Source organism: Spiribacter onubensis (assembly GCF_040838425.1).
Classification (GTDB): Bacteria; Pseudomonadota; Gammaproteobacteria; order Nitrococcales; family Nitrococcaceae; genus Spiribacter; species Spiribacter onubensis.
In genome coordinates this window covers 1-25,000 of sequence record NZ_JBAKFI010000005.1, presented here as the reverse complement: position 1 = coordinate 25,000, position 25,000 = coordinate 1, and the positions used below count along the sequence as shown (strand labels likewise).

The window sequence follows — 25,000 nt, the reverse complement described above, 5'->3', positions numbered from 1 at the left end:
ACCGTAAACCGACACAGGTAGGCAGGGTGAGAATCCCAAGGCGCTTGAGAGAACTCGGGTGAAGGAACTAGGCAAAATAGCACCGTAACTTCGGGAGAAGGTGCGCCTGTATTAGGTAAAGCTCTTCGCGAGCGGAGCCGAGGCAGGCCGCAGTGACCAGGGGGCTGCGACTGTTTACTAAAAACACAGCACTCTGCTAACTCGTAAGAGGATGTATAGGGTGTGACGCCTGCCCGGTGCCGGAAGGTTAAGTGATGGGGTTAGCTCTTCGGAGCGAAGCTCTTGATCGAAGCCCCGGTAAACGGCGGCCGTAACTATAACGGTCCTAAGGTAGCGAAATTCCTTGTCGGGTAAGTTCCGACCTGCACGAATGGCGTAACGATGGCCCCGCTGTCTCCACCCGAGACTCAGTGAAATTGAAATCGCTGTGAAGATGCAGCGTTCCCGCGGCAAGACGGAAAGACCCCGTGAACCTTTACTACAGCTTCACACTGGACTTTGAATATGCTTGTGCAGGATAGGTAGGAGGCGTTGAAACCGGAGCGCCAGCTCTGGTGGAGCCATCCTTGAGATACTACCCTTGCATGTTTGAGGTTCTAACCTAGGCCCGTTATCCGGGTCAGGGACAGTGTGTGGTGGGTAGTTTGACTGGGGCGGTCTCCTCCCAAAGAGTAACGGAGGAGTGCGAAGGTACCCTCGGCGCGGTCGGAAATCGCGCTATGAGTATAAAAGCACAAGGGTGCCTGACTGCGAGACTGACAAGTCGAGCAGGGGCGAAAGCCGGCTTTAGTGATCCGGTGGTTCTGTATGGAAGGGCCATCGCTCAACGGATAAAAGGTACTCCGGGGATAACAGGCTGATTCCTCCCAAGAGTCCACATCGACGGAGGAGTTTGGCACCTCGATGTCGGCTCATCACATCCTGGGGCTGTAGCAGGTCCCAAGGGTATGGCTGTTCGCCATTTAAAGTGGTACGCGAGCTGGGTTTAGAACGTCGTGAGACAGTTCGGTCCCTATCTGCCGTGGGCGTCGGAGATTTGAGAGGATCTGCTCCTAGTACGAGAGGACCGGAGTGGACGAACCTCTGGTGTTCCGGTTGTCACGCCAGTGGCACTGCCGGGTAGCTACGTTCGGAAGGGATAACCGCTGAAAGCATCTAAGCGGGAAGTCCACCTCAAGATGAGATCTCCCCGAGGACTTGATCCTCCTGAAGGGCCGTAGAAGACGACTACGTTGATAGGCTGGGTGTGGAAGTGCAGTAATGCATGAAGCTAACCAGTACTAATTGCCCGTGCGGCTTGGCCATATAACCCCAAGTGGACTATATGGCATCGGTTGTGCATGCCATCGACAACGTTCCTGAACCGCCGGCGCCCAAAAAGCGACGACGGTAAACCGGTTTGCCTGGCGAAAATAGCGCGTGGGAACCACCCGATTCCATTCCGAACTCGGAAGTGAAACCGCGCAGCGCCGATGATAGTGCCGCCTCGCTGTGGTGCGAAAGTAGGTCATCGCCAGGTTCTTACACCAAACCCCCGCGGTCTTCGGATGGCGGGGGTTTTCTTTTGTCCGGGGGCGGAACACCCGATAATCCTGAAATGACCCTGAATCCCCGAGAGATCGCTGCACACCTCGGACCCCGGTGGTCCCATGTGGCCATCGAATGCCTTGGCCGTGTCGACAGCACCAGTGATTGGTTGGTGCGTGGCGAGCTGAAGCGCCCCACCGTGGTGACTGCGGAAGAACAGACAAAGGGGCGTGGCCGGCGCGCGCGTCGTTGGGCGTCGCCACTGGGTGGTGTTTACGTCAGCGTGGGGTGGCGGATGCCGCCGGGGACGTCCATTCCGACGGCGCTGCCGCTGGCCGTCGGGATCTATCTCTGCGAGGGCCTGGAGGCACTGGGTGTCCCGGGAGTCAGTCTCAAGTGGCCCAACGACCTGGTCGTCAACGGTGCGAAACTGGCCGGTGTCCTTGTTGAATGTGTCGACAGGGCGCCTGACGGTCGGTCGCTGGTGCTCGGGATCGGACTGAATCTTCAGACGCCGTCAGAGGCCGCCGATCTGCCCGCCGACCGGCGCGCCATCGGGCTGGCGGACATGGGGGCCGTGCCAGCGCGCGAGGCCCTGGTCGCCGCCGCGGCAAGAGCGGCGCTGGAGGCCGGTTCCCTGGAGGCCGCCGCCGTCTCGGCGCTTATGGCAGAACAATGGCCGGCGCGCGATGCGCTGACCGGCCGTGCCTGCACCATTGAACAGGCGAACGGGGAAACGCTCCATGGCGTTGCCGACGGCGTCACCGAGGGGGGCGCGCTTCGACTCGATACCGCCGACGGGCTGCGGATCCTGTGGAGTGGCGAGTGCCGCGTGCGAGGGGGATGGGAATAGCAGCCCTTGCCATATCCGGAGCCGAAGCCGCACGATATCGAAATAATGGCCGTACGGAGTGGGTGATGAGCGCTGAAACTGGAAAACTCACAATCCGCTTGCCCAGGGAAGATCTGGAATTCGTCAAGGCCTATGCCAAAGCCAATCAGATGACGGTCACGGAAGTGATTGACCGCAGCCTGCGCCGGCTTCGTATGTTGGACGAGGAAGGGCTCTCCCCAGAACTTGATGCCATCACCGGGCTTCTTCCGGCCGATATCGATGCGGAGCAAGCCTACCGAGAGCACCTGGAGCGTAAGCATAGGTGATTTTGCTGGATATCAACGTCCTTCTTGATGTGCTCCAGCGACGGGAGCCGCACTATACCGCCTCCGCCAGGGTCATCAATGCGGTGGTGCGAAAACAGATTGAGGGTGTTCTGTCGGCACATGCGATTACGACCGTCGATTATCTGGTGACCCGCCACAGCGGCGCACAAAAATCTCGGGAAGTTGTCGACTGGCTGCTGAGCCGTTTCACCATCGCCGCGATCGGGCGGCCTGAACTACTCAGGGCGCAATCCCTGGCTTGGGAGGACTTCGAGGATGCAGTGACGACGGCGGCAGCAGAGTCGATGGCATGTGAGGTGATTGTTACGCGTGACGCCCGAGTGTTTGCCCGGTCATCCATAATGGTCTGTACGCCCGAAGAGTTTCTAATGTTCGACGGTTCGCAAACGCGATGACTGACCTGCTTATTGACGTCGGCAACAGCCGAACGAAATGGATCCTGGCGGAAGACGGTCACGTCCGCGGTGCGGCCCGTGCCGTCGGTCATGGCGATATCACGGCCCTGTACGACGAATGGGCCGGGCTCCGGGTACCGCCGCAGCGCATACGCGGGGTAGCTGTCGGGGGCGCGGGGATGGTGGATGCCATCGACGAGTGGATCGCCAACCGCTGGGGGCTCGCGCCGCAGTGGTTGCAGACCCCGGCGCTTGGCGGCGGGATACGGATCGCTTATTCCGACCCGGCGCAGCTGGGTACGGATCGCTGGCTCGCCATGGTGGGTGCGCGGGCCGCTGATTACCTCCCCGCTTGTATCGTTGACTGCGGCAGTGCCATCACCCTGGATGTCGTTGACTCCGACGGCCGTCACCAGGGTGGATTGATCATGCCCGGGCTGGCGGCACAGCGGACGGGGATCGCCCGGGTCGCGCCGGCGCTACCCGCCGTGGAGCTGAGTACCAGGGCCCCGTTTCTCACGGATAACACCCACGATGCGCTCACCAGCGGTTATCTCCATGGCACGGCGATGGCCCTCCAGGGCCTCATCCGGCGGGCCATGGCTGGCTCACCCGAGCGCCTGACCCCGCTTTTCACCGGCGGTGACGCCACCCTCGTCGCGCGCTACCTCGATATGGATGTGCGCCTGCGCCCGGATCTGGTTTTCGAAGGGCTTGCGTCCATCCCCTGACGGGGCTGGCTGTGCCGGGGATGGATTGCCCGGCGTCGCTGGGCCCGGTAACCTTTCATCCTGAGCGAAGCTGGCGTAGCTCAGTCGGTAGAGCAGCTGATTTGTAATCAGCCGGTCGGGGGTTCGAATCCTCTCGCCAGCTCCATTTCCCTCCGCTGCGATCAGTGCGACTGCCGATACCGCTGCGGACTCATCCCCGTCCAGCCCCGGAAGGCCCGCGAGAAGGCCGAGAGTTCGGAATATCCAAGGCTGTGTGCTACCTCGGTCAACGGCATGTTCGGGTCGTTCATATAATGCAGCGCCAGATCCTTGCGTGCCGCAGTGACCAGCTGCTGGAAAGTGACCCCGCTGTCACGCAGTTCGCGCTGGAATGACTGATCGGACATGCCGAACACCTTCGCCATCTCGCCGATTGTCGGCGGGATGTCCCCGAGGTGGAGCTTGATCTGGTTGCGTACGCGGCTTGCGAAATCCTCCGGCTGGCGAGTCAGCTCGACGCGCGAACGCAGGAAGGGCTCGAGTACCGAGAACAGATAGGGATCCTGGGTCGGCATGCGCACATCCAGATCCCGGCGCCGGAAGGCGAAGGCATTGGTTCGTCGGCCAAAACGTACCGGTGCACGGAAAACCCGTTCATGATCCTGGGGTGCGTCCGGAGCCTCGTGCTCGAAACGCACCTCCAGCGGCGCCCAGTCGTGTCCCAGCGCGTGGCGGAAGATGTTCAGGAACATCCCCATCGAGAGCTCGGCGTCCTGACGGCGCTGTTCGATATGTGGATCGAACACTGCATAGCTCAGCCAGAGCATGTCGCCGTCCTGCATCAGTCCGAAGCTGGACAGGCCCTGGTGGGCCGGAAAGAACGACTCCATGTTGCGCACCGCGGCGTAGAGCGTGGGCGAGCTGATCGCCGCGTAGCCGATGACGCCCAGTTGCTGCGGCCGGAAGGATTCGCCGAAATGCAGACCGAAGTTGTCATTGCCGGTCTGCCGCGCCGCCTCTTCGAACAGCCTGCAGAACTGCGCAAGGATGAGCTCGTTATAAGGGTCGGCGATATCCTCCGGGCGCAAACGCACCTCACCGAGGATGCGGTCAGCATCGCCTTTATTCCGCTCGATCAAATCCATCACCCCGGTGGTAGCCGAAGCGAGGACCGTGGCCGGCGTCGCGTGGATCTGCCGGAGACGGTGCACGGTGGCGGTGTCAACCATGATCGCCCCCCGGTTGTGATGCGCCGTGCACACCTTCTGTTAGCTCTATCACTATCCTCTACCAGAATGACTCCCGTCTTGCAACGCTCCAGCCTGATAACCGGGGTTTTTCTGGGCAAATACCCCCAAATGACTGATTCCGCCTGTCAAATTCCGGTTTATTCATGTCAAGCATGTTTCAGGAAAGTCGCCATAGCCTGAAATCGACTCATGTCAACAGGGCACTCACGGCCACATCGTGGCGATACTGGAGGACACAGCCATGCGATTGACGAGACGACAATTTACCGCCGGGGCGGCATCAGGGGCCGGTCTGCTCGCACTGGGTCCAATGGGCCGGCTGGCGCACGCGGCACGCAATGACGAGCTCAATATCCTCTGCTGGGAGGGCTACAACACCGATCAGGTGCTCGGGCCTTTCCGCGCCGACCACCCGGACGCCAGGGTCCGCGCCGAGAGCGGCACCTCCGATCCGGACATGATCAACAAGCTGCGCGCCGGCGAGGTGCGGGTCTGGGATCTCATCAATGTGAACCAGCCCTGGGCGCGTGACCAGCTCTACCCCGAGGGCCTGATTCGACCGCTCGACAAAGACCGGTTCATGCCGTACTTCGACAACATGCTGCCGGAGTTCTCCGACCCGCCGTACCCGCTGTCATTCGCGGATAACGGCGATCTGCTGGGCATGCCGCAGCGGTATGGGCCATTCTCCTTCGTCGTCAACACCGACCGGATCAGCCGTGAGACCGCCGAGAACGAGGGCTGGAACCTCTTCCTCGACCCCGCCATGGAAGGCCGTTATGGCGTGCTCACCTACCAGAACTGGAACATCATCCACATGTGCCTGACCGCCGGCCTTGATCCGTTCGCGCCGATGGCCGGTGCCGACATGGAGCAGTTCGAGAAAGTGGCGGGGCAGATCTTCGGCAATGCCCGGCTGCTCGCCGGCGATCTCGTGCAGATGAACCTCGCGCTCATCAACGGGGAGATCGACGCCTACTTCACCGGCGGCACCTATACCGCCTCCCCGGCCCGGCTCGACGGCGCCACCAACATCCGTGCCATTACCCCGCAGTCCGGTCCGGTGGACGGCAAGGGTGGTGTGGTCTGGGTCGAGCTGACCTCCGTGGTCAACAACCCGGATCCCTCCAGCCTCGCGCCGGAGTTCCTGGAGTTCGTCCAGCGGCCGGATATCTGCCATGCCGTGGCGTTCTCCGAGGGCACCTACAACCCGGTCGCGCAGATGGGCAACGAGGCGGTGATGGCCAAGTTCAGCGCCCGCGAGCTGGATGCCATTCAGTACGACTCGCTGGACGAGGAAATGAGCCGATCCCTCGACTACCAGGTCGTGCCGTCTTACAACGAGCTCAACAAGGCCTACAGCGCTGCCAAGCGCGGCTGACCGCCTGCGGTTCAGCATGAGGCTCTCCGGCGCGGCGCCCGCCGCGCCGGAGAGCGGGAGCTCCCGACCAGCCCGCGAGAGGATGAATTCGACCTATGTCCGTGCAACCCGCGCTCCGTCTGCAGGGCGTCATCAAGCGATTCGGCGACTTTACCGCCCTACGGGGCATTGACCTCGACATTGCGGAGGGTGAATTCCTGACCATCGTCGGCCCGTCCGGCAGTGGCAAGACCACCCTGATCCGCCTGCTCGTTGGCATGGACACCCCCAGCGAGGGTGAGATCTGGCTCCGCGACCGGCGTATCGATCCCGTGCCGGCCAACCAGCGCCCCACCTGCATGGTGTTTCAGTCGCTGGCGCTTTTCCCCCATCGCACGGTGGGGCAGAACATCGAGTTCCCGCTCAAGATCCGCGGTGTGGCCCCGGACGAGCGGGCCCGACGGGCGCTGGAGTTGCTGGAGCTTCTGCGGCTGCCCGAGTCCTACTATTCAAAACGGATTACCCAGTGCTCCGGCGGCGAGCGCCAGCGCATCGCGCTGGCCCGGGCGCTTGCCTTCGACCCGGAGATCCTGTTCTTCGACGAGCCGCTCTCGGCGCTCGACTACCGCCTGCGCAAGACCCTCGAGAAGGAACTCAAGGATCTGCACCGGCGCACCGGGAAAACGTTCGTCTACATCACCCACAGCCTCGAAGAGGCGATGGTCATGTCCGATCGGATCGCCATCATGCGTGATGGTCATCTGGAGCAGGTGGGTGACGCCGAGGGGATCTATGTCCGTCCCGTGAGTCGCTTCGTGGCGGAGTTCATGGGCGAGGTGAACATGTTCCCCATGCGTGGCATCGCCGATGGCGGCCTGCGCAGTGAAGGCGTCGCCGTGGAGGTCGGCGAGCGTGTCGGCGCCTCCGGCCTGACGCTCGCGCCCGAGGAGCCGGGTACGGTGATCGTGCGCCCGGAATTCGTGCGCTTCCTCGAGCCCTCGGAGAGCAATGATTTCGTGGTCCAGGGGCGGCTGCTCGAGGAATACGCACTGGGTTCTCGCCTGCAATACGCCGTCGAGGTCGAAGGCGGGGCACGCCTGACCGTCGAGAAGCTGCGCGAAAACCGTTACCGCGGTGAGGTCGGCGATGCCGTCAGGCTCGGCTGGGATGTCGACCACACTCACCTGATCCCGGAGGCGTGATGGACAGTCTCAACCGCCGGATGGGTTCTCTCAGCGCCATCCCGATGGGTGTGCTGCTGATGCTCGCGTTCCTTGCCCCGCTGGGCGTCGTGGCCGGCTTCTCGATCATGCCGCCCAATGTCTTCGACCTCGCGCATGTGCCGGATTTCTCCGCCTACGTCCAGGTCATCGAGCAGGGTTACTGGACATCACTCGCCTGGTCGCTGGGACTGGCGGCGGCCTCCACGCTGCTGCTTTTCATCATCTGCTGGCCGCTCGCCTTTGGCATGGCCAAGGTCTTCAACCGCTTCACCGTGGTGCTGCTCCTGGCCGTGGTGATCACCCTGTTCGTCTCCGAGAACATCCGGCTCTTCGGCTGGGTGCTGACGCTCATGAAGGGGGGTCTGATCGACGGTTATCTCAACGCCTGGTTCGGTCTTGAACTCTCCGGTGCGCTCTACAACGGGCCGGTGATCGTGCTGGGTCTGGTCTATGTCTACCTGCCCTTCATGCTCTTCCCCCTGGCCCAGGGCATCGCCATGGTGCCGGACGATGCACGTCAGGCGGCCATGGATCTGGGCGCCTCGCGCTGGCGGGTGTTCCTCGAGATCGACCTGCCGCTCGCTTCGCCGGGCATCCTGGTCGGCTCGCTGATCAGTTTCGTGCTGGCGGCCGGCGCCCTTGCCGAGTCCAAGCTGCTCGGCGGCCAGGAGGTGATCGTCATCGCCGATGACATCGAGAGCGCCTTCAGCTATGGCCAGAACTGGCCGCTGGGATCGGCCCTGGCCATGGTCCTGATCCTGATCGTGGCCGCGCTGGCCATCTTCGGGCTCTCGCGGATCGACCTCGATCGCATCATGGGGAGGGCCGGCTGATGGGTCCATCACGCGTGATGCGGGTCGGGCTTTTCCTCTACGGGTTGCTCGTCATCGCCTTTCTCTATCTGCCGCTGGTCTCGGTGGGCTTTGCCTCTATTGCCGAGTCGCGTTATCTCACCTTTCCCATCCAGCGCTACTCGCTTGGCTGGTACCGCGAGGCGCTCGGCAGCGCCACCGTCTCGGAGCTGGTCACGACCTCGCTCATCGTCGCGCTGGTGGTCACCGCGATTTCAGTGGTGGTGGGTTTCTTCGGCGCGCTCGCCTTCGCCCGCTATGAGTGGCGCTACCGGCGGCTGTTCCAGAAGTTCATTCTGCTGCCGATCTTCTTTCCACAGACGGTGCTGGGCCTGGCCATCCTGCTTTGGTTCAACACCGCCGGTGTCATGCCGACCTGGAAGACCGCGATCGTCGCGCATCTGGTCTGGATATCGCCCATCGTCACGCTGATCATCGCCATCCGCGCCTATTCCTTTGATGGCTCGCTCGAGGAAGCGGCCCGCGATATGGGCGCCTCCACGCCGACCATTCTGCGCGAAGTGACTTTCCCGCTGCTGCTCCCGGGCGTGATCACCGGCGGGCTGTTCGCGTTTCTGCTGAGCTGGGGCAACTTCCCGCTCTCGCTGTTCACGACCGGAGTCGATCAGACCCTGCCCGAGTGGCTCTACGCCAAGATGGTCTCCGGCTACTCACCGCTCGTGCCCACGCTGGGCATGCTCTCGGTGCTGGGTTCGGTGCTGCTTCTGGGCGGTGCGCTGATGCTCTTCTGGCTGGTTCGGGCGCTGCGGCGGCCGGCCGGGGGAGCGGCGTCCGGCGCGGGATGAATACGTTATTCACGAATCGTTAGGGAGGAGAGAACCATGCTGACATCCATCAAGGATCGGAGTGTGATCGTCACCGGCGGGTCCAAGGGCATCGGCCGGGGTATTGCCAGCGTCTTTGCCCGTCAGGGTGCCCGCGTCATGATCGCGAGCCGCGGCGAGTCGGCCGCGCGTGAGGCGGTGGAAAGCCTTCGTGCCGAGGGCTGCAGCGTCGACTGGACCAGCTGCGACGTCGCCGACTGGGCATCGGTCGAGGCCATGGTCAACCACACCGTCGAGGCATTCGGCGGACTCGATGTCATGTGCGCCAACGCCGGCATGTTCCCGCAGACCAAGATGGTCGACATGGATCCCGCCGAGTGGGATCAGGTGATCGCCACCAACCTGCGTAGCGCTTTTCTCAGCGTCAAGGCGTGCATTCCGCATTTCGAGAAGGCCGGCAAGGGCCGCGTGGTCCTGACGTCCTCCATCACCGGTCCGGTCACCGGCTTCCCGGGCTGGACGCACTACGGTGCCTCCAAGGCGGGCCAGCTCGGCTTCCTCAAGACCGCGGCCATGGAGCTCTCGCGATACAACGCCACGATCAACGCGGTCATGCCCGGCAACATCTACACCGAAGGCCTGCAGGACCTCGGCCAGGACTACCTCGACACCATGGCCGCCTCGATTCCGCTCAAGCGCCTGGGTGCCGTCGAGGACATCGGCAACGCGGCACTGTTCTTCGCCTCCGACGAGGCCGGCTACATCACCGGCCAGCAGATCGTGGTCGACGGCGGACAGATCCTGCCGGAGTCCCTCGAGGCCCTCGAGGAAATCTGATCATGGACGGCGCAAAGCAGGCAGGAGGCGGTTATGGAACAGACTTCTCTGGCGCATGAGACATTGCTCGAGCGGCTCGATGCCCTGGCCAACGACTCGCTGCGTTACTGGGCGCTGCCCGCCGGCAGCACCGCGCGGCTGCTCAACGTCTCGGAAAACGCCACCTATCTGGTGGAGTCGCCCGACGGCACGCGGCGGGTCCTGCGGGTCCACCGCGAGGCCTACCACAGCGAGCGGGCCATCGAATGCGAGCTGGCCTGGGCGCATGCCCTGCGGGCGACCGATTTCGTGCGAACGCCGGCGGCCATCCCCGGCCGCGATGGCCGCCTGGTCCAGACCGGTGTCTCCGCCGATCTGCCCAATCCCCGGCACATGGTCATGTTCGAGCATGTGCCGGGGGAGCAGCCCGACGAAAGCCGCGATCTGGTCGGCCCCTTTGAAGAGCTCGGTGCCATGGCCGCCCGGCTGCATGAACATGCCATTCACTGGCAGCGACCGGTGCCGTTCGAGCGGCTGACCTGGGATCTGGACGCGGTCTACGGGCCCGAGGCGACCTGGGGCGACTGGCGCAGGGCGCCCAATCTCGACGCCGAGATGCAGATGGTGCTCGAGCGGGTGGAGCAGACGGTCAGGACGCGCCTGCAGCGCTTTGGCCAATCGGCCCAGCGCTACGGGCTGATTCATGCCGACATGCGACTCGCCAATCTGCTGATGGATGGCGACCGGACCTGGCTGATCGATTTCGATGACTGCGGATTCGGCTGGTTCCTCTACGACTTCGCCGCCGGCATCAGTTTCATCGAGGACTCACCCGCCATCCCCGCCATGCGCGAGGCCTGGGTGCGCGGCTATCGCCTTGTGCGGGATCTGCCCGACGAAGAGGAGCGGGAAATCGACAGCTTCATCATGCTCCGTCGCATGGCGCTGACCGCCTGGATCGCCTCGCATATCAACGTGCCCGAGGCCCAGGCCCTGGCGCCCGACTTCGCGCGGGTCTCCGCGGAGCTTGGCGAGGGCTATCTCACGCGCATGGGCTGAACGCTGTCAATTCGCGCCGGGCTCCTGTCAAGCAGGGGCCGCGGGGCCGCGGCTAGTGTCAGCCGCAAAGATGAGAGGGGAAACCGTGAGCGAAGCGAAGCAGGAATTCATCGAGCGCTCGAAATCGTTCTGGAATCCGGGCAAGACCCAGGACTGGCAGGACATGGGCGTCGATCTCGTCATCGATCGGCGTGAGGGCTATTACCTCTACGACATGGATGGCCGGCGTCTGATCGACCTGCACCTCAACGGTGGCACCTACAACCTCGGGCATCGCAACCCGGAGCTGGTCGAGGTCCTGAAGGGCGCCACCGCGCGCTTCGATATGGGCAACCACCACTTCCCGGCGCTGGCCCGCACGGCGCTGGCCGAGGCGCTGGCCGCCTGTGCCCCGTCGCCGACCATGCGCTACACCGCCTACGGCTCCGGCGGCGGCGAGGCGGTGGATATCGCGCTCAAGACCGCGCGCTATGCCACCAAGAAGCGCAAGATCGTCTCGGTGATCAAGGCCTACCACGGCCACACCGGGCTCGCGGTGAAGACCGGCGACGAGCGCTTCTCCAAGACCTTCCTGTCGGAGGATCGCGAGGGGGAGTTCATCCAGGTGCCGTTCAATGATCTGAACGCCATGGAGGATGCCCTCAAGGGCCGCGACGTCGCCGCGGTCATCATGGAGACCATCCCCGCCACCTACGGCTTTCCCATGCCGGCCGAGGGCTATCTGCCGGCGGTCAAGAAGCTCTGTGAGCGCTACGATGCGGTCTACATCGCCGACGAGGTCCAGACCGGGCTCATGCGCACCGGCGAGATGTGGGGCTGCATGCGCTACGGCATCGAGCCCGACATCATGGTCACCGCCAAGGGCATCGGCGGCGGGCTCTACCCGCTGGGCTGCACGCTGATCTCCGAGCACTGCGCCGGTTGGCTCCATGACGATGGCTTTGGCCATATCTCCACGGGGGGCGGCGCGGAGCTCGGCTGCATCGTCGCCATGAAGGTGCTGGAGATGGTCCAGCGGCCCGAAGTCCGCTACACCGTCAACCTGATCGCCGACTTCATGCGCGCCGGCCTCGAGGACATCATGGCCGAGTACCCGGATTTCTTCCTCGGCATCCGCCAGCACGGTCTGGTGATGGGCCTTGAATTCAATCATGAGCAGGGCGCGAAGCCGGTCATGAAGCACCTCTACCGCAACGGAGTCTGGGCGATCTTCTCAACGCTGGATCCCCGCGTGCTGCAGTTCAAACCCGGGCTGCTGCTCAGCCAGGCCGACTGCGAGGAGGTCCTGCGTCGGGTCGAGATCGGGATCGGCCTCGCCCGCGAGGAGCTGATGGGTGCCGGCCCCCGGAGGATGATGTGATGGAACCGGAAATCCGTACCCTGGTGGATATCTCGGAGAGCCAGGCGGCCCTGCGCAGTCATGCCGACCTCACCCTGGAGCGCGCCCGCTGGGCGGCGAGCATCTTCCAGCGCTTCGACCGTGACCGCACCCGGCGGATCGTCGATGCCGTGGCGCAGGTCGCCCACGATAACGCCGCCCACTACGCGGCCTGGGCCGTGGAGGAGACCGGTTTCGGCGTCGTCGAGGACAAGACCCTCAAGAACCAGCTGACCTCGGTGGCCTTCGCCGCCCATTACGCCGATGATGACTTCGTCAGCCCGGTGGTGGACGAGGCCCGCAAGATGGTGCGCATCCCGCGCCCGGCCGGCGTCGTCTTCGCCCTGACGCCTTCCACCAACCCGGTCGCCACGGTCAACTTCAAGATCCTCATGGCGCTGATGACGCGCAACGCCATCGTCATCAGCCCCCACCCCGGCGCCCGGGCGTGCTGTGTGGATGCCGTGCACACGCTGGCCCGCGCGGCGGTGGAGGCCGGGGCGCCCGATGGCTGCATCCAGGTCATCGAGCAGCCGACGATCCCGCTCATCGAGGAGTTCATGGCCTCGCCCAAGACCTCGGTGATCCTCGCCACCGGCGGCACCGCGATGGTCCGCTCGGCCTATTCCTCCTCCAACCCCGCGATCGGAGTGGGGCCGGGCAATGCGCCGGTCTATGTCGACCCCAGCGCCGATATCCCGATGGCGGCGAAGCACATCGTCGACTCCAAGAGCTTCGACAACTCCGTGCTCTGCACCTCGGACAGCGTGGTCGTGACCCTGCCGGAGGCCGATGACAAGCTCCGTCACTCGCTCCGTCAGGCCGGCGCCTATATCTGCGACGAGGACGAGGTCGAGCGGCTGCGTCGCTTCCTCTTCCACGAGCGTGGCTTCAACGTGGCCGCCATCGGCCGCGATGCCACCTGGATCGCCCAGGAGTGCGGCATCCGGGTGCCGGCAAAGACCCGTGTACTGGTGGCCCCCTTCGCGCTGGTGGGCATCGAGGAGCGCATGTCGCGCGAGAAGCTCTGCCCGGTGCTGGGCTATCACGTGGCCAAGAACCGCAACCAGGCCCTGTCCGAGGCGCGGGCCATCCTGCGCCTGACCGGGGCCGGGCACTCCGCGGCGGTGCATGCCGGTGATCCGCAGGTGGTCATGGATTATGCGCGCATGGTCGAGAGCTATCGCATCGTGGTCAACGCACCCTGCAGCCAGGGTGCCGCGGGGCTCAAGACGCATCTCGCGCCGGCGTTCACCATCGGCACCGGCTACTTCGGCCGCAGTTCCATTGGCGAGAACATCGGCCCGCAGCATCTCGTCCACTGGAGCCGCGTTGCCTACAACAGCGACGCGGCGGTGCATTTCCCCGATTTCGAATCCGTCAACGTCGGCTTCGAGGGGCCGCTGCCCCCGGCGCCGGCGGGCGGGCTGCCCCATGGCGGCCGGTCGGCCGCCCCGGCACGGGCCACGCACAACGGCCACCACTCGCAGGCCGGCGGCGCATCCGGGGGCCTCGACGACCGCGCCCGGGAGGAACTGCGCCGTCTGATTGCCGAGGAAATCCGTAACACGCTCAAGGGAGGCCATTGATGGCCGAGCTGCGCTCATTCATTTTCATCGACCAGCTGCAGCCGCAGACGCTCTGCTATATCTCGACCTGGATGCGCGGCTCGCTGCCACGCCGCAATATGGCCGCGCAGATCATCGAGATCGCGCCCGGTCTCGACATCGAGCCGCTCACCGATGTGGCGCTGAAGGGCGCCGCGGTGCGGGCCGGCATCCTCGTCGTCGAGCGCCAGTTCGGCTATCTCGAGATCCACGCCCAGTCCACCGCCGAGGTCAAGGCCAGTGCCGAGGCGGTACTCGAGGCGCTGGGGGCAACGCCCGAGGAGGCCACGCCGCCGCAGATCCTCGCCTCGCGGATCGTCACGCGCATCGACCACCAGCATGCCTTTCTCATCAACCGCAACAAGCTCGGTTCGATGGCGCTGGGGGGCGAGTCGCTCTACCTGCTCGAGTGCCAGCCGGCGTCCTACGCCATCATCGCCTCCAACGAGGCGGAGAAGCAGGCCAACGTCAAGGTGGTGGACTACCGCATGATCGGGGCCAACGGCCGCCTCTACCTCACCGGCGACGAGGCCGAAATCCGCAACGCCAAGGATGCCGCCGAGGACGCCCTGCGTGCCCTCGGGGCCCGATAGGGGAGTGCGGCTGCCGATGAACAGCGACGACATCCGCCACCTGATCCGCGAAGTCCTCGCCGAGGAGTTGAAGGGCATGGGGGGCGATCGCCACGGCGCCAACGCCGACACCTCGCCACGCCCCCAGGTGCGGGAGGAGCGCGTTGCCATGCACAACGACGCCGATCTGCGCCGCTTTGCCCTGCGCATGATCGAGCTCGCCGCCGATGGCCGGTCCGTGCAGGAGATCAAGGCCGGCCGCTGGGTCTTCCGGCTCGATGGCGGCGCGGGTGCGGTGACGGGCACCGGCCGCGTCATGGAGCCGGGCAGCGGCCATGCCGTGGGCACCGCCGCCCCCGAGGTGCTCGAGTTCGACCGCGGCCTCGTCACCGAGCGCCAGATCGCCGGCCTGTCTCAGGGGGCGCGGCTGCGCATCGGCAAGCGTGTGCGCTTCACACCCCTCGCCGGGGACGAGATCCGGCGCAAGGGCATTCACGTAGAGAGGAAATCGACATGATCCGAGGACGTGTCACGGGCCAGGTCTGGGCCACCAAGCGTATCGAGACATTACCCCACGGGGCGCTGCTCAGCGTCGAGCTCGAAAACGGCGGTGAGCTGATCGCCCTCGACGTGCTCGGCTGCGGCGTCGGCGAGAGTGTACTGATGACCACCGGCTCGGTGGCCGCCGGCTATTTCACCGCCATGAAGGCGCCGATCGATGCCCTGATCATCGGCTCCATCGACGAGCAGGCGGGCTGAGTCATGGCCGAAACCAGAAGAAAAACCGCTTCGCGAACAACCACCCAGAATGGCCGGGGGGCCAGATCCAGTAATGGAGGAAATCCCATGTCGACTGCAATCGGAATGATCGAGACCAAGGGTTTTGTGGCGGCGCTGGCCGCGGCCGATGCCATGGTCAAGGCGGCCAACGTGACCATCTCGGCGCGCGAGGAGGTCGGTGACGGCCTCGTGTCGGTGGTTATCCGCGGCGATGTCGGTGCCGTCAAGGCGGCGGCGGAGGCCGGGGCCGAGACCGCCAACCAGGTTGGCGAGCTGGTGTCCGTACACGTCATCCCGCGTCCGCACCAGGACCTCGGCAAGCACTTCGAGGCGGCCAAGTAGACCCATGACTGAGCTGCGTGTCTATCTGCCCATCCACGATCTGCAACCGCAGTTCGCGGCGTATCTCAGCACGCCCACCCGGGCCCGGGGATATCCGCCGTTCGAGGGCGAGCACAGCCTGATCGTGGAGGTGGCGCCGGCCCTGGCCATCCATCGCCTCTGTGATCTGGCGCTCAAGGCGGCACCGCAGATGGAGCCGGGGATCCTGTTCACCGAGCGCCAGTTCGGGCTCATGGAGCTGCACTCGGAGAGCCGGGCCGATCTGGATGCGGCCGGTCAGGCGGTGCTCGACGGCATCGGCGCCAGCGCCTCCGACCAGCTGGCGCCGGTGACGCTGTTCCATGACATCGTCCGCGATATCTCGGATCAGCACGCCATCATCCTCAACCGCAGCCGCGACGCCTCCATGCTTCTGCCAGGACACTCGCTGCTGGTCTACGAGATGATGCCGGCGCTGTTCGCCTGCGTGGCGGCCAACGAGGCGGAACGGGCGGCGCCCGGTGTCACCATCAACGATGTTCAGATGATGGGGGCCTCGGGCCGTATCTTCATGTCCGGCGATGCCGCCGACCTGGAGGTGGCCCGCGACGCCATCAGCGCGACGCTGGATGCGGTGGAGGGGCGGAGCCCTTGAGCGACTGGAAAACGGCGTTCCGCTCGTTCTACTACGCGGGGGCGGAACCGCCGGATGACCCGGTGATGCCGCCCGAGCGCACGGCGCTGCTGGTCATCGACATCCAGAACACCTACCTCGAGCCCGATGCCGACCCGGACGAGGCGGCCCGCTGGGCGCCATTCCGGGCGCGCATGAACGAGACCGTCATCCCCAATACGGCAGCGCTCATCGAGTGCTGTCGCCACCGCGGCGTGGAGGTGATCTTCGCCCGCATCGCCTGCCTCAAGCCCGATGGCCGCGATCGCTCGCTCAGCCAGAAAAAGCCCGGGTTCAACTACCTGCTGCTGCCGAAGGATCGCGCCGACAGCCAGATCGTCCCCGCGCTCACGCCCGCCGCTGACGAAATCGTGCTGACCAAGACCACCGACAGCGCCCTCACCGGTACCAACCTGCGGCTGATCCTGCACAACATGGATATCCGGCATGTCGTCGTGGCCGGTATCTTTACCGATCAGTGCGTCAGCTCCACGGTGCGGAGCCTCGCCGACGAGAGCTTCGATGTGACCGTGGTCGAGGACTGCTGCGCCGCCGCCACCGACACCCTGCACACAAACGAGCTGATCAGCATCAACATGATCTACTGCCATGTGATGCAGCTTGATGATGTGCAGGGCTACCTGCGCGATTCCTCAAATTGACCATTGTCAATTTTCATCTCCCTGTAACGCCTCCAATGTGGAAAACCACAATTAATCTGCGTAGGTTGCGCCCCTACACTCTGCGCCGCAGAGGCCGAGCACCGACGGAGTAGAGATGTCCCTCACCATTGGATCCATGATGGCGCTGTCCTTCGTGGTATCGCTCATCGCACTGGCTTTCCTCATCTGGGCAGTCGCCTCCCGACAGTTCCGCATGAACCAGGAGGATGCCGAGCTCATCTTCCCCGGCGGCGAGGGCGGCGATCACCAGCCCGACGACCCCACGAGCTTCGGCTTCCAGGAGAAGGCCGAGCCCGGAGAGGGCACTGACACCCGCCATCGGAAGCTCATCTTTGCGTTGATCGGCTTCGGGACCTTCTGGTTGGTGTTCGGCTCGATGTTCGGCGTCATCGCCTCGCTCAAGTTCAACATCCCCGACTGGCTGTCCGGCTCCGCGCCGTTGACCTTCGGCCGCGTGCGCACGGTTCATCTGAACACCGTGATCTATGGCTGGCTGTCGCTCACCGGTATCGGTGTGGCCATGTTCCTGATCCCGCGGATCTTCAAGACTCACCTGCGCGGTGTGAACTTCGCCTGGGTGGGTCTGGTGCTCTGGAATATCGGCGTCGCCGCCGGTGCCTGGGCCATCGCCACCGGTTGGACCGATGGCATGGAATGGCTCGAGATCCCGCGCCCGATCGACATCATCCTGGCCGCCGGTGGCGCCTGCTTCGCGATTCCGCTGGTGATGACGGCGCTCAAGCGCAACGTCCACCATATCTATGTCACCGGCTGGTACTACCTGGCGGCGCTGGTCTGGTTCCCGGTGCTGTTCGTGCTGGGCAACCTGCCCATGCACTCGGGCGTGCAGCAGGCCACGGTCAACTGGTGGTTCGCGCACAACGTGCTCGGGCTCTGGCTGACGCCCATCGGTGTCGGCGCGGCCTATTACATCCTGCCCAAGATCATCGGCAAGCCCATCTATTCCTATCGCCTGTCGCTGCTCGGGTTCTGGGCGCTGGCGCTTTTCTACAGCCAGGTGGGCATGCATCACATCATCGGCGGGCCGGTGCCCACCTGGGTGGTGACGCTCTCGGTGGTGCAGTCGGTGATGATGTTCGTGCCGGTGATCGCCGTGGCGGTCAACCAGCACGTGCTCTGGGCGACCAATCTGTGGGCGTTCAAACAGTCGCTGCCGCTGCGTTTCGTCGCCTTCGGCGCGGTGATGTACACGCTCGCCTCCTTCCAGGGCTCGCTGGAGGCGGTGCGCGCGGTCAACACCGTGACGCACTTCACGCACTACACCGTCGGCCACGCCCATCTGGGCGCCTATGCCTTCGTCTCGCTGGTGCTCTTCGGTACGGTCTACTACCTGATGCCGATCCTCACCGGCCGGCTCTGGCCCGCGCCACGGCTCATCAGCCTGCACTTCTGGCTGGTGGCCATCGGCTTTGGCATCTACTTCGTCTCGCTGACCATCGGCGGCTGGCTGCAGGGCCTGGCCATGCTGGACGCAAGCCGCGACTGGCTCGAGTCCATGCAGCTCACCCAGCCCTATCTACAGGGGCGCACGCTGGGCGGGACGCTGATGACCATCGGCCACATCATTTTCGCGATCAACCTGGTCTCGCTGCTGTTCGCCTCGCGTCGCGAGGAAACCCCCGCAGCGACCGGTGCGCCGGCGACCACCGCCGGCTGAAGGACTGAACGATGAACAAGATCTTCCCGCTTGCCGTCATCGCCTTCGCGATCCTCGCCTTCGCCACGCTCATGCTGGTGATCCTGCCGGCGGCGCAGATCCGCACCGTGGCGCCGGCCGAGGGGCTCGAGCCCTACACGCCGGCCGAGGCGCGGGGCCGCCAGCATTACGTGGATCTGGGCTGCTACTACTGCCACTCGCAGCAGCCGCGCAGCCCGGAACAGGCGCCGGACCTGCAGCGTGGCTGGGGCCGGCCGACGACGCCTTCGGACTACGTCTACGACAACCCGCATCTGCTCGGCACCATGCGCACCGGCCCCGACCTGATGAATGTCGGGGTGCGCATGCCCAGCCAGGGCTGGCATCTCACGCATCTCTATCAGCCGCGGGCCATCGAGCCGACCAGCATCATGCCGGCCTATCCCTTTCTCTTTGAGGTCAAGCAGAACCCCAATGAGGATGACGTGATCGTGCCGGTGCCAGCGGAGTACGCGCCCGAAAACGGCGGCAAGGTCGTGGCCAAGCAGAGCGCGCTGGATCTGACCGATTACCTGCTCTCCCTCGACCGGAACTATCCGGCGAAGGACTGGGAGCTGCGCGATCTGGGCTATGACCGCGAGGAGGCACGCTGATGAGCCAGCACAATGATCAGCAGCCCGAACCGCAACGCACCCCGCTCAAGGAAAGCGGCTTCGAGCCCTATGAGGTCAACCGCCCCATCCCGATTCTGGTGCTGGCGGTGACCGTGGCGTTGATCGCCTGGGGCGTCTACACCCTGTGGGCCGACTCCGGCCCGTCCACCGAGGCGGCCGCCGAGGCCGAGGCACCGATCGCCGGCATCGACACGGCGCCGACGATCGCCGACAACGCGAGCTCGCTCGTCTCGGCCGGCGCCACGATCTTTGCCGCCAACTGCGCCACCTGCCACCAGGCGAATGGCTCGGGCATCAGCGAGGCGGTGCCGCCGCTGGTCGACTCGCGCTACGTCACCGGCGCCGCCGACACCCCCGTGCAGATCCTGCTCCACGGCATCAAGGGCCCCATCGAGGTGGCCGGCAATCAGTACGACGGGCGCATGCCCCGGTTCGGCGAGACGCTGACCGATTCGGAGATCGCCGCCGTGGTCAGCTACATCCGCCAGCAGTGGGGCAACAGTGCCGCCTTTGTCGAGCCCGCATTTGTCGCCGAGCAGCGGGCGCGCTTCGTCGCCGACCGTGGGCCCTGGAACGGCGGCGCCGAGCTCGAGCAGGTGACCGGCGTGCCGGCCCGCCTCGCCCGCGCCACCGATACGGAGGCATCCCAGTGATGATCAAACGCTACGCCATCCGTCTGACCCCGCTCATGCTGCTCTCGCTGGCCTGGCCGGTGGCCGCGCAGAAGGTCGATGAGGACCTGCCCGACGAGAGCTATGCCGCGGAGATCTATGCCGTGGAGGCGGAGAATGTCGATCCGGCGGATTACGCCACCCTGGCCCGGGAGGGTGAGGGCGATGTCTGGTCCTGTGCCAGCTGCCACGGGGCGAAGGGCCAGGGTAACGGCAACATCCCGCGCTTGGCGGGCCTTTCCACGGGCTACATCGCCAAGCAGCTGCATGCCTACGCCGAGGGTGTCCGCATCAACCACAACATGCAGTATGTCGCCGACAAACTGACCGACGACGAAATGCTCGGCCTGGCGCGCTATTACGCCGAAATGGAGGCGCCCAGCAACGCCGGGCCCGAACTGGGTGGCGATCTCGCCCGTGGTCAGGAACTGATGATCCATGGCGACTGGGATATCAACGTCCCGGCCTGCTACAGCTGCCATGGCTCCTCTGCCTGGGGCGTCGAGCAGGCCTTCCCCAGTCTCGCCGCGCAGCAACCGGCCTATACCTACGCCCAGCTCGCGGCATGGACCGACGGCCGGCGCAATAATTCTCCCCTTCAGCTGATGCAGGGCATATCCCATGCCCTGTCGGATGCGGATCGGCGCGCGGTGGCGGATTATCTTGCCACGCTGCCCGCGCCCCCCGCTGAGGAGCCGACGCAATGAGCCATTCCGAGCAGGACCCGAACACGAACCGTGACCCGGGACGGACCACGCCCCGGCGTATTCTCATCGCCTCCGTCGTGGCCGCGGTGCTGGTGGCCGTCGGCGCGGGCATCTACTCCGCGGGCATCTTCAACCCCATCGCCCAGTCGCCGGACCGCGAGGCCGACCGCGGTGAGCAGATCGCCCGGCAGGATGCCGAGCGCCGACAGGCGTGGCTGGCCGAGCGCAAGGAATACACCGCCGACCCCAAGGCCACGCCGCCGGGCCTGCCGGTGGCGGAGACCGGCTACTTCATTCCCAATGACATCGCCGACGCCCCGGATAACCAGTTCGGCGACAGCGTGCGGCGCGGCTACGAGATCTTCACCAACACCCAGACCAATGCCTCGCAGCATGTCGGCAACGGCATGAACTGCGCCAACTGCCATCTGGGCGCGGGCACGGTGCCCGGCTCGGCCCCCATGTGGGCCGCTGCCGTTGAATACCCCGCCTACCGCGGCAAGAACAAGATCATCAACACCATGGAAGACCGCATTCATGGCTGCTTCACCTATTCGATGAACGCCCAGAACTCACCCTCCGGCAGCCCGCCGCCGCGGGATGGCGACATCTACAAGGATCTGCAGAGCTTCTTTTTCTATATGGCCGAGGGCGCGCCGCTGGAGGGCAATCTGCCGGGCCGCGGCTACACGGTCCCGCCGAAGCCCGAGGATGGCTACAGCATCACGCGGGGCGAGACCGTGTTCGAGAACAACTGCGCGGTCTGCCACGGCACCGATGGCGAGGGCCGGCGCGATCCCAACGGCCGCTGGATCTTCCCCGCCCTCTGGGGCGATGACTCCTACAACTGGGGCGCGGGCATGCACCGCATCAACACCGCGGCCGGCTTCATCAAGCACAATATGCCGCTGGGTCAGGGCGGTTCGCTCACCGACCAGCAGGCCTGGGACGTGGCCGCCTACATCAACAGCTGGGAGCGTCCGGCCGATCCACGGCAGATCCGCGACGGGCTGACCGTGGCGGAGACCGATGAGCGGTTCCACGAGCACACGCCCAACTTCTACGGCGATGAGGTCCGGGGCGATCTGCTCGGTGATGGCATCCCGGGCGAGCCCACGGCGCAGCAGCCGCCGTCCATCGGCGCGCCCCGGCACAGCCAGCAGGCGAGCCGCTAGCGCCGGGCGATGAGCGCCACTGCGGCAAGCCCCCTGTCCCGTGGTGAACTGGCCGCGCTGGCACCCGCCGGCCGCGGCCTTTTCTCCATTGAGGGGATGTGGTGCCCGAGCTGTGCCGCCGCCACCGAGCGCATCATCGCCCGGGCGTCCGGGGTCACGCGGGCGCGGGTGAGTTTCGCCACCGGCTCGGCGCTGGTGGACTGGGACCCCGACCGGGTCGACCTGCCGGCGCTGCTGCGCGCGGTGGAGCGCCTGGGCTATGCCATCGGCCCACCCCGGGCGCCGGAGGAGACCGTCGCCGGCATCGACGCCGAGATCCACCGTCTGGGCCTGCGCCTGGCCGTCGCGGTGTTCTTCGGCATGTGGGTGATGGTGCTCGCCATCATGCGCTACCTCGAGCCGGTGGCCCTGGGCAGTACGCCGGTGGGTCATGCGCTGTCCATCGTCGCCATGGGCCTGGTGACGCCGGTGGTGGGCTTCTCCGCGGCGCCATTCTTCGTCGCCGGCTGGCGCACCCTGCGGGCCGGCATTCCGGGAATGGACGCACTGGTGAGCATCGGGGTGGTGGGCGCGGCCCTGCTCTCGGTGGCCGAGCTCGCCCGCGGCGGGGCGCATATCTACGCCGACACCATGGTCATGCTCATCGTCCTGCTCTCCATCGGCCGGCTGGTGGAGATGCGTACCGTCCGCCGCGCCGCCAGCGCCATCGGCGCGCTGGAGCGCGAAGTGCCCGAGCGGGCCTTCCCGGTGGATGCCGACGGCGCCGTGGATGCCGCCGAGGTGGCCGTGGACACCGACATCCGCGTGGCCGCCGGCGCCCGCGTGCCACTGGATGGGGTGGTGGTGGAGGGTGCCACCCGCGTGGACGCCAGCCTGCTCACCGGCGAATCGACACCGGTGGGCGTCGCCCGCGACGAACCGGTCCACGCCGGGACCATCAACCTCGATGCGCCGGTCACCGTGCGGGTCACCGCCGGGGTGGGCGATCGGCGCATCGACCGCATCCTCGGGCGCATGGTCGAGATGCAGGGCAACCGCAGCGAGATCACGCGCCTTGCCGACCGGCTGGCCCGCCTGCTGGTGCCCGGGGCGCTCGCCCTCGCCGCGCTGGTGGCCGTGGGCGGCGCGGCACTTGGTCTGGGTGCCGAAGAGGCCCTGCTGCGCGCCCTCTCGGTGGTCGTCATCGCCTGCCCCTGTGCGCTCAGCATCGCCGTGCCGGTGACCTTTCTCAGTTTCGCCGAGCGCGCCATGGGCCGTGGCGTGCTCTTCCGCAGCCCGGCCACCATGGAACGGGCCGGCCAGCTCAGGCATCTGCTCATCGACAAGACCGGCACCCTCACCCGGGGCGAGCCGACGGTCATCGGCCTGCGTCTGGCTGATGGCGTGGACGAGGCGGAACTCCGCCATCTGGCCGCCCTGGCCGAGGCCGGCGTGGATCATCCCGTGGCCCGCGCCCTGCAGGATCCCGTGCTGGTGCCGGACAGCGGCATCCATCGGCGCCGGGAAGGCCGGGGCGTGATCATGACCCTGCCCGGGGGCGAGGCCGTCCGGGTCGGTTCGCGGCGCTGGCTGGCCGAGGCGGCCATCACGGTGCCTGAAGATCCGGCCGAGGCTCAGACCGCGGTCAATGCCGCGACGCGCATTCATCTTGCCCGCGACGGGCAGTGGCTGGGGAGCTTCGCGCTGGGTGATCCGCTGCGCCCGGCCGCCCCCGAGACCGTGCAGCGCCTCGTCCGCGAGGGGTTTGTGCTGCAGATGGTCACCGGAGACGGTCCGGCACCGGCTGGGCGGGTGGCCGCCGAGGTGGGGCTCGCGGCGGAGGCCGTGCACGCCGGCTGCAGTCCCGAGGACAAGGCCGACCGCGTGCTGGCCGCCCAGGCGCACCAGCCGACGGCGTTTATTGGCGATGGCATCAACGACAGTGTGGCCATGGCCGCGGCGGATGTCGGGGTCGCCATCGACGGCGCGAGCCATGCCGCCACCAGCAGCGCCGGTCTGGTGGTGGCGCGCGGCGGCCTGCCCGCGCTCGCCAACGCCCTCGGCCTCGCCCGCGCCGCCCGGCGCCGGATGCTGCAGAACCTCGGGCTGGCCGTGGTCTACAACGGCTCCGCCATACCGCTCGCCGTGGCCGGTGTCATTCCGCCCTCGGCGGCGGCGCTCGCCATGCTCGCCAGCTCGCTCTGCGTCATGGCGAATGCGGCACGGCCGGCATGAATGATCTCCCTTGACATCCACCGACACTTTGCGCACGCTACGCGGCTTGATTCCGGAGGGATACCCAAGCGGTCAACGGGGGCAGACTGTAAATCTGCTGGCTTAGCCTTCGGAGGTTCGAATCCTCCTCCCTCCACCAGATTTTTGGCCCGCCCACCACGCGGGCGCGGGCATGCGGGTGTAGTTCAACGGTAGAACCTCAGCCTTCCAAGCTGATGATGTGGGTTCGATTCCCATCACCCGCTCCAGAGCGAAACGCCCATGTAGCTCAGGGGTAGAGCACTCCCTTGGTAAGGGAGAGGCCGGCGGTTCAAATCCGCCCATGGGCTCCAGAATGAACGCACAGCGCAGGGGGAACCCACCGTGTCCAAGGAGAAGTTTGAGCGCAGCAAGCCGCATGTGAACGTTGGCACGATTGGTCATGTTGACCATGGTAAGACGACGTTGACGGCGGCGATGACGAAGGTGCTGGCGGCCGAGTACGGTGGTGTGGCGCAGGCGTTCGACCAGATCGACAACGCCCCTGAGGAGCGCGAGCGCGGCATCACGATCGCCACGGCGCACGTGGAGTACGAGACGGACAAGCGCCACTATGCGCACGTCGACTGCCCCGGGCACGCGGACTATGTGAAGAACATGATCACCGGTGCCGCGCAGATGGACGGTGCCATTCTGGTGGTTTCGGCGGCGGATGGCCCGATGCCGCAGACGCGGGAGCACATCCTGCTCG

General features: G+C 65.7%; 26 protein-coding genes, 4 tRNA genes and 2 rRNA genes (1 of these 32 cut by a window edge). 31 read left to right on the top strand and 1 reads right to left on the bottom strand.

Going from position 1 to position 25,000, the window contains the following annotated elements; genetic code table 11:
- From V6X63_RS09160 to V6X63_RS09130, 7 genes are all read left to right on the top strand, one after another.
- Positions 1-1,305: ribosomal RNA gene (locus V6X63_RS09160) — 23S ribosomal RNA — on the top strand (it extends 1,586 nt beyond the left edge of the window).
- Positions 1,306-1,402: 97 nt separating this feature from the next.
- Positions 1,403-1,519: ribosomal RNA gene (gene rrf, locus V6X63_RS09155) — 5S ribosomal RNA — on the top strand.
- 78 nt (positions 1,520-1,597) lie between these two features.
- Positions 1,598-2,380 (top strand): biotin--[acetyl-CoA-carboxylase] ligase, encoded by a 783-nt coding sequence (locus V6X63_RS09150; RefSeq protein ID WP_367978719.1) that lies wholly within the window; start codon positions 1,598-1,600, stop codon positions 2,378-2,380.
- A gap of 65 nt (positions 2,381-2,445) precedes the next feature.
- On the top strand, positions 2,446-2,688 hold the full coding sequence (locus V6X63_RS09145) for a DUF6364 family protein (protein ID WP_367967898.1): 243 nt from the start codon (positions 2,446-2,448) through the stop codon (positions 2,686-2,688).
- Positions 2,685-3,104 (top strand): PIN domain-containing protein, encoded by a 420-nt coding sequence (locus tag V6X63_RS09140; protein ID WP_367978718.1) that lies wholly within the window; start codon positions 2,685-2,687, stop codon positions 3,102-3,104. The genes V6X63_RS09145 and V6X63_RS09140 overlap by 4 nt, the downstream gene beginning before the upstream one ends.
- A complete protein-coding gene (locus V6X63_RS09135; protein WP_367978717.1) occupies positions 3,101-3,835 on the top strand; it encodes a type III pantothenate kinase in 735 nt (244 codons plus the stop codon). The genes V6X63_RS09140 and V6X63_RS09135 overlap by 4 nt, the downstream gene beginning before the upstream one ends.
- Positions 3,836-3,904: 69 nt before the next feature.
- Positions 3,905-3,980, top strand: a tRNA-Thr gene (locus V6X63_RS09130).
- Positions 3,981-3,996: 16 nt separating this feature from the next.
- Here the strand turns inward: V6X63_RS09130 and qhpR are convergent.
- Positions 3,997-5,043 (bottom strand): AraC-like transcriptional regulator QhpR, encoded by a 1,047-nt coding sequence (gene qhpR, locus V6X63_RS09125; protein WP_367978716.1) that lies wholly within the window; start codon positions 5,041-5,043, stop codon positions 3,997-3,999.
- Between the two features lie 262 nt (positions 5,044-5,305).
- Here qhpR and V6X63_RS09120 point away from each other — a divergent pair, with 262 nt between their 5' ends.
- From V6X63_RS09120 to V6X63_RS09005, 24 genes are all read left to right on the top strand, one after another.
- On the top strand, positions 5,306-6,445 hold the full coding sequence (locus tag V6X63_RS09120) for an ABC transporter substrate-binding protein (protein WP_367978715.1): 1,140 nt from the start codon (positions 5,306-5,308) through the stop codon (positions 6,443-6,445).
- A gap of 95 nt (positions 6,446-6,540) precedes the next feature.
- Positions 6,541-7,626, top strand: coding sequence for an ABC transporter ATP-binding protein (locus tag V6X63_RS09115; RefSeq protein WP_367978714.1), 1,086 nt, complete (start codon positions 6,541-6,543; stop codon positions 7,624-7,626).
- A complete protein-coding gene (locus V6X63_RS09110; protein ID WP_367978713.1) occupies positions 7,626-8,480 on the top strand; it encodes an ABC transporter permease in 855 nt (284 codons plus the stop codon). Before V6X63_RS09115 ends, V6X63_RS09110 begins: the two co-directional genes overlap by 1 nt.
- A complete protein-coding gene (locus V6X63_RS09105) occupies positions 8,480-9,304 on the top strand; it encodes an ABC transporter permease (RefSeq protein ID WP_367978712.1) in 825 nt (274 codons plus the stop codon). Before V6X63_RS09110 ends, V6X63_RS09105 begins: the two co-directional genes overlap by 1 nt.
- 36 nt (positions 9,305-9,340) lie before the next feature.
- Positions 9,341-10,120: a 3-oxoacyl-ACP reductase FabG gene (fabG, locus tag V6X63_RS09100; RefSeq protein WP_367978711.1), complete on the top strand. Its 780-nt coding sequence runs from the start codon at positions 9,341-9,343 to the stop codon at positions 10,118-10,120.
- A 33-nt stretch (positions 10,121-10,153) separates the two neighbouring features.
- A complete protein-coding gene (locus V6X63_RS09095; RefSeq protein WP_367978710.1) occupies positions 10,154-11,158 on the top strand; it encodes a phosphotransferase enzyme family protein in 1,005 nt (334 codons plus the stop codon).
- A gap of 85 nt (positions 11,159-11,243) precedes the next feature.
- Positions 11,244-12,518 (top strand): class-III pyridoxal-phosphate-dependent aminotransferase, encoded by a 1,275-nt coding sequence (locus tag V6X63_RS09090; RefSeq protein ID WP_367978709.1) that lies wholly within the window; start codon positions 11,244-11,246, stop codon positions 12,516-12,518.
- The gene (locus V6X63_RS09085; protein ID WP_367978708.1) at positions 12,518-14,125 is read left to right on the top strand and encodes an aldehyde dehydrogenase family protein; all 1,608 of its coding nucleotides are present in this window, start codon (positions 12,518-12,520) and stop codon (positions 14,123-14,125) included. Before V6X63_RS09090 ends, V6X63_RS09085 begins: the two co-directional genes overlap by 1 nt.
- Positions 14,125-14,736 carry a BMC domain-containing protein gene (locus V6X63_RS09080; protein ID WP_367978707.1) on the top strand — a complete coding sequence of 204 codons (612 nt, stop codon included), beginning with the start codon at positions 14,125-14,127 and terminating at the stop codon, positions 14,734-14,736. Before V6X63_RS09085 ends, V6X63_RS09080 begins: the two co-directional genes overlap by 1 nt.
- 16 nt (positions 14,737-14,752) lie before the next feature.
- Positions 14,753-15,232, top strand: coding sequence for a hypothetical protein (locus V6X63_RS09075; RefSeq protein ID WP_367978706.1), 480 nt, complete (start codon positions 14,753-14,755; stop codon positions 15,230-15,232).
- Positions 15,229-15,474 carry a EutN/CcmL family microcompartment protein gene (locus V6X63_RS09070; RefSeq protein ID WP_367978705.1) on the top strand — a complete coding sequence of 82 codons (246 nt, stop codon included), beginning with the start codon at positions 15,229-15,231 and terminating at the stop codon, positions 15,472-15,474. The genes V6X63_RS09075 and V6X63_RS09070 overlap by 4 nt, the downstream gene beginning before the upstream one ends.
- An 87-nt stretch (positions 15,475-15,561) precedes the next feature.
- A complete protein-coding gene (locus V6X63_RS09065; protein WP_367978704.1) occupies positions 15,562-15,837 on the top strand; it encodes a BMC domain-containing protein in 276 nt (91 codons plus the stop codon).
- A 4-nt stretch (positions 15,838-15,841) separates the two neighbouring features.
- Complete coding sequence (locus tag V6X63_RS09060) at positions 15,842-16,471, top strand: microcompartment protein (RefSeq protein ID WP_367978703.1); 630 nt, start codon at positions 15,842-15,844, stop codon at positions 16,469-16,471.
- Positions 16,468-17,151, top strand: coding sequence for a cysteine hydrolase family protein (locus tag V6X63_RS09055; protein ID WP_367978702.1), 684 nt, complete (start codon positions 16,468-16,470; stop codon positions 17,149-17,151). The genes V6X63_RS09060 and V6X63_RS09055 overlap by 4 nt, the downstream gene beginning before the upstream one ends.
- Positions 17,152-17,266: 115 nt before the next feature.
- Positions 17,267-18,850 carry a cbb3-type cytochrome c oxidase subunit I gene (locus V6X63_RS09050; protein ID WP_367978701.1) on the top strand — a complete coding sequence of 528 codons (1,584 nt, stop codon included), beginning with the start codon at positions 17,267-17,269 and terminating at the stop codon, positions 18,848-18,850.
- 11 nt (positions 18,851-18,861) lie between these two features.
- The gene (locus V6X63_RS09045) at positions 18,862-19,482 is read left to right on the top strand and encodes a cbb3-type cytochrome c oxidase subunit II (protein WP_367978700.1); all 621 of its coding nucleotides are present in this window, start codon (positions 18,862-18,864) and stop codon (positions 19,480-19,482) included.
- Positions 19,482-20,156 (top strand): c-type cytochrome, encoded by a 675-nt coding sequence (locus V6X63_RS09040; protein ID WP_367978699.1) that lies wholly within the window; start codon positions 19,482-19,484, stop codon positions 20,154-20,156. The genes V6X63_RS09045 and V6X63_RS09040 overlap by 1 nt, the downstream gene beginning before the upstream one ends.
- Complete coding sequence (locus V6X63_RS09035; protein WP_367978698.1) at positions 20,156-20,881, top strand: c-type cytochrome; 726 nt, start codon at positions 20,156-20,158, stop codon at positions 20,879-20,881. Before V6X63_RS09040 ends, V6X63_RS09035 begins: the two co-directional genes overlap by 1 nt.
- Positions 20,878-22,056, top strand: coding sequence for a c-type cytochrome (locus tag V6X63_RS09030; RefSeq protein ID WP_367967885.1), 1,179 nt, complete (start codon positions 20,878-20,880; stop codon positions 22,054-22,056). The genes V6X63_RS09035 and V6X63_RS09030 overlap by 4 nt, the downstream gene beginning before the upstream one ends.
- Before the next feature lie 9 nt (positions 22,057-22,065).
- Positions 22,066-24,270, top strand: coding sequence for a heavy metal translocating P-type ATPase (locus tag V6X63_RS09025; protein ID WP_367978697.1), 2,205 nt, complete (start codon positions 22,066-22,068; stop codon positions 24,268-24,270).
- A gap of 54 nt (positions 24,271-24,324) precedes the next feature.
- Positions 24,325-24,409: transfer RNA gene (locus V6X63_RS09020), tRNA-Tyr, on the top strand.
- 35 nt (positions 24,410-24,444) lie between these two features.
- Positions 24,445-24,518, top strand: a tRNA-Gly gene (locus V6X63_RS09015).
- Positions 24,519-24,527: 9 nt separating this feature from the next.
- Positions 24,528-24,602 (top strand) — tRNA-Thr (locus tag V6X63_RS09010).
- 31 nt (positions 24,603-24,633) lie between these two features.
- The coding region (locus V6X63_RS09005) for a GTP-binding protein (RefSeq protein WP_367978696.1) at positions 24,634-25,000 on the top strand (367 nt) is incomplete at its 3' end.

Bases quoted from the DNA above. Each gene is read 5' to 3' on its own strand.
- V6X63_RS09150 (WP_367978719.1), top strand. From the start codon at position 1,598: ATGACCCTGAATCCCCGAGAGATCGCTGCACACCTCGGACCCCGGTGG.
- V6X63_RS09145 (WP_367967898.1), top strand. From the start codon at position 2,446: ATGAGCGCTGAAACTGGAAAACTCACAATCCGCTTGCCCAGGGAAGAT.
- V6X63_RS09135 (WP_367978717.1), top strand. From the start codon at position 3,101: ATGACTGACCTGCTTATTGACGTCGGCAACAGCCGAACGAAATGGATC.
- qhpR (WP_367978716.1), bottom strand. From the start codon at position 5,043: ATGGTTGACACCGCCACCGTGCACCGTCTCCGGCAGATCCACGCGACG.
- V6X63_RS09120 (WP_367978715.1), top strand. From the start codon at position 5,306: ATGCGATTGACGAGACGACAATTTACCGCCGGGGCGGCATCAGGGGCC.
- V6X63_RS09115 (WP_367978714.1), top strand. From the start codon at position 6,541: ATGTCCGTGCAACCCGCGCTCCGTCTGCAGGGCGTCATCAAGCGATTC.
- V6X63_RS09110 (WP_367978713.1), top strand. From the start codon at position 7,626: ATGGACAGTCTCAACCGCCGGATGGGTTCTCTCAGCGCCATCCCGATG.
- V6X63_RS09105 (WP_367978712.1), top strand. From the start codon at position 8,480: ATGGGTCCATCACGCGTGATGCGGGTCGGGCTTTTCCTCTACGGGTTG.
- fabG (WP_367978711.1), top strand. From the start codon at position 9,341: ATGCTGACATCCATCAAGGATCGGAGTGTGATCGTCACCGGCGGGTCC.
- V6X63_RS09095 (WP_367978710.1), top strand. From the start codon at position 10,154: ATGGAACAGACTTCTCTGGCGCATGAGACATTGCTCGAGCGGCTCGAT.
- V6X63_RS09085 (WP_367978708.1), top strand. From the start codon at position 12,518: ATGGAACCGGAAATCCGTACCCTGGTGGATATCTCGGAGAGCCAGGCG.
- V6X63_RS09080 (WP_367978707.1), top strand. From the start codon at position 14,125: ATGGCCGAGCTGCGCTCATTCATTTTCATCGACCAGCTGCAGCCGCAG.
- V6X63_RS09075 (WP_367978706.1), top strand. From the start codon at position 14,753: ATGAACAGCGACGACATCCGCCACCTGATCCGCGAAGTCCTCGCCGAG.
- V6X63_RS09070 (WP_367978705.1), top strand. From the start codon at position 15,229: ATGATCCGAGGACGTGTCACGGGCCAGGTCTGGGCCACCAAGCGTATC.
- V6X63_RS09065 (WP_367978704.1), top strand. From the start codon at position 15,562: ATGTCGACTGCAATCGGAATGATCGAGACCAAGGGTTTTGTGGCGGCG.
- V6X63_RS09060 (WP_367978703.1), top strand. From the start codon at position 15,842: ATGACTGAGCTGCGTGTCTATCTGCCCATCCACGATCTGCAACCGCAG.
- V6X63_RS09050 (WP_367978701.1), top strand. From the start codon at position 17,267: ATGTCCCTCACCATTGGATCCATGATGGCGCTGTCCTTCGTGGTATCG.
- V6X63_RS09045 (WP_367978700.1), top strand. From the start codon at position 18,862: ATGAACAAGATCTTCCCGCTTGCCGTCATCGCCTTCGCGATCCTCGCC.
- V6X63_RS09040 (WP_367978699.1), top strand. From the start codon at position 19,482: ATGAGCCAGCACAATGATCAGCAGCCCGAACCGCAACGCACCCCGCTC.
- V6X63_RS09035 (WP_367978698.1), top strand. From the start codon at position 20,156: ATGATCAAACGCTACGCCATCCGTCTGACCCCGCTCATGCTGCTCTCG.
- V6X63_RS09030 (WP_367967885.1), top strand. From the start codon at position 20,878: ATGAGCCATTCCGAGCAGGACCCGAACACGAACCGTGACCCGGGACGG.
- V6X63_RS09025 (WP_367978697.1), top strand. From the start codon at position 22,066: ATGAGCGCCACTGCGGCAAGCCCCCTGTCCCGTGGTGAACTGGCCGCG.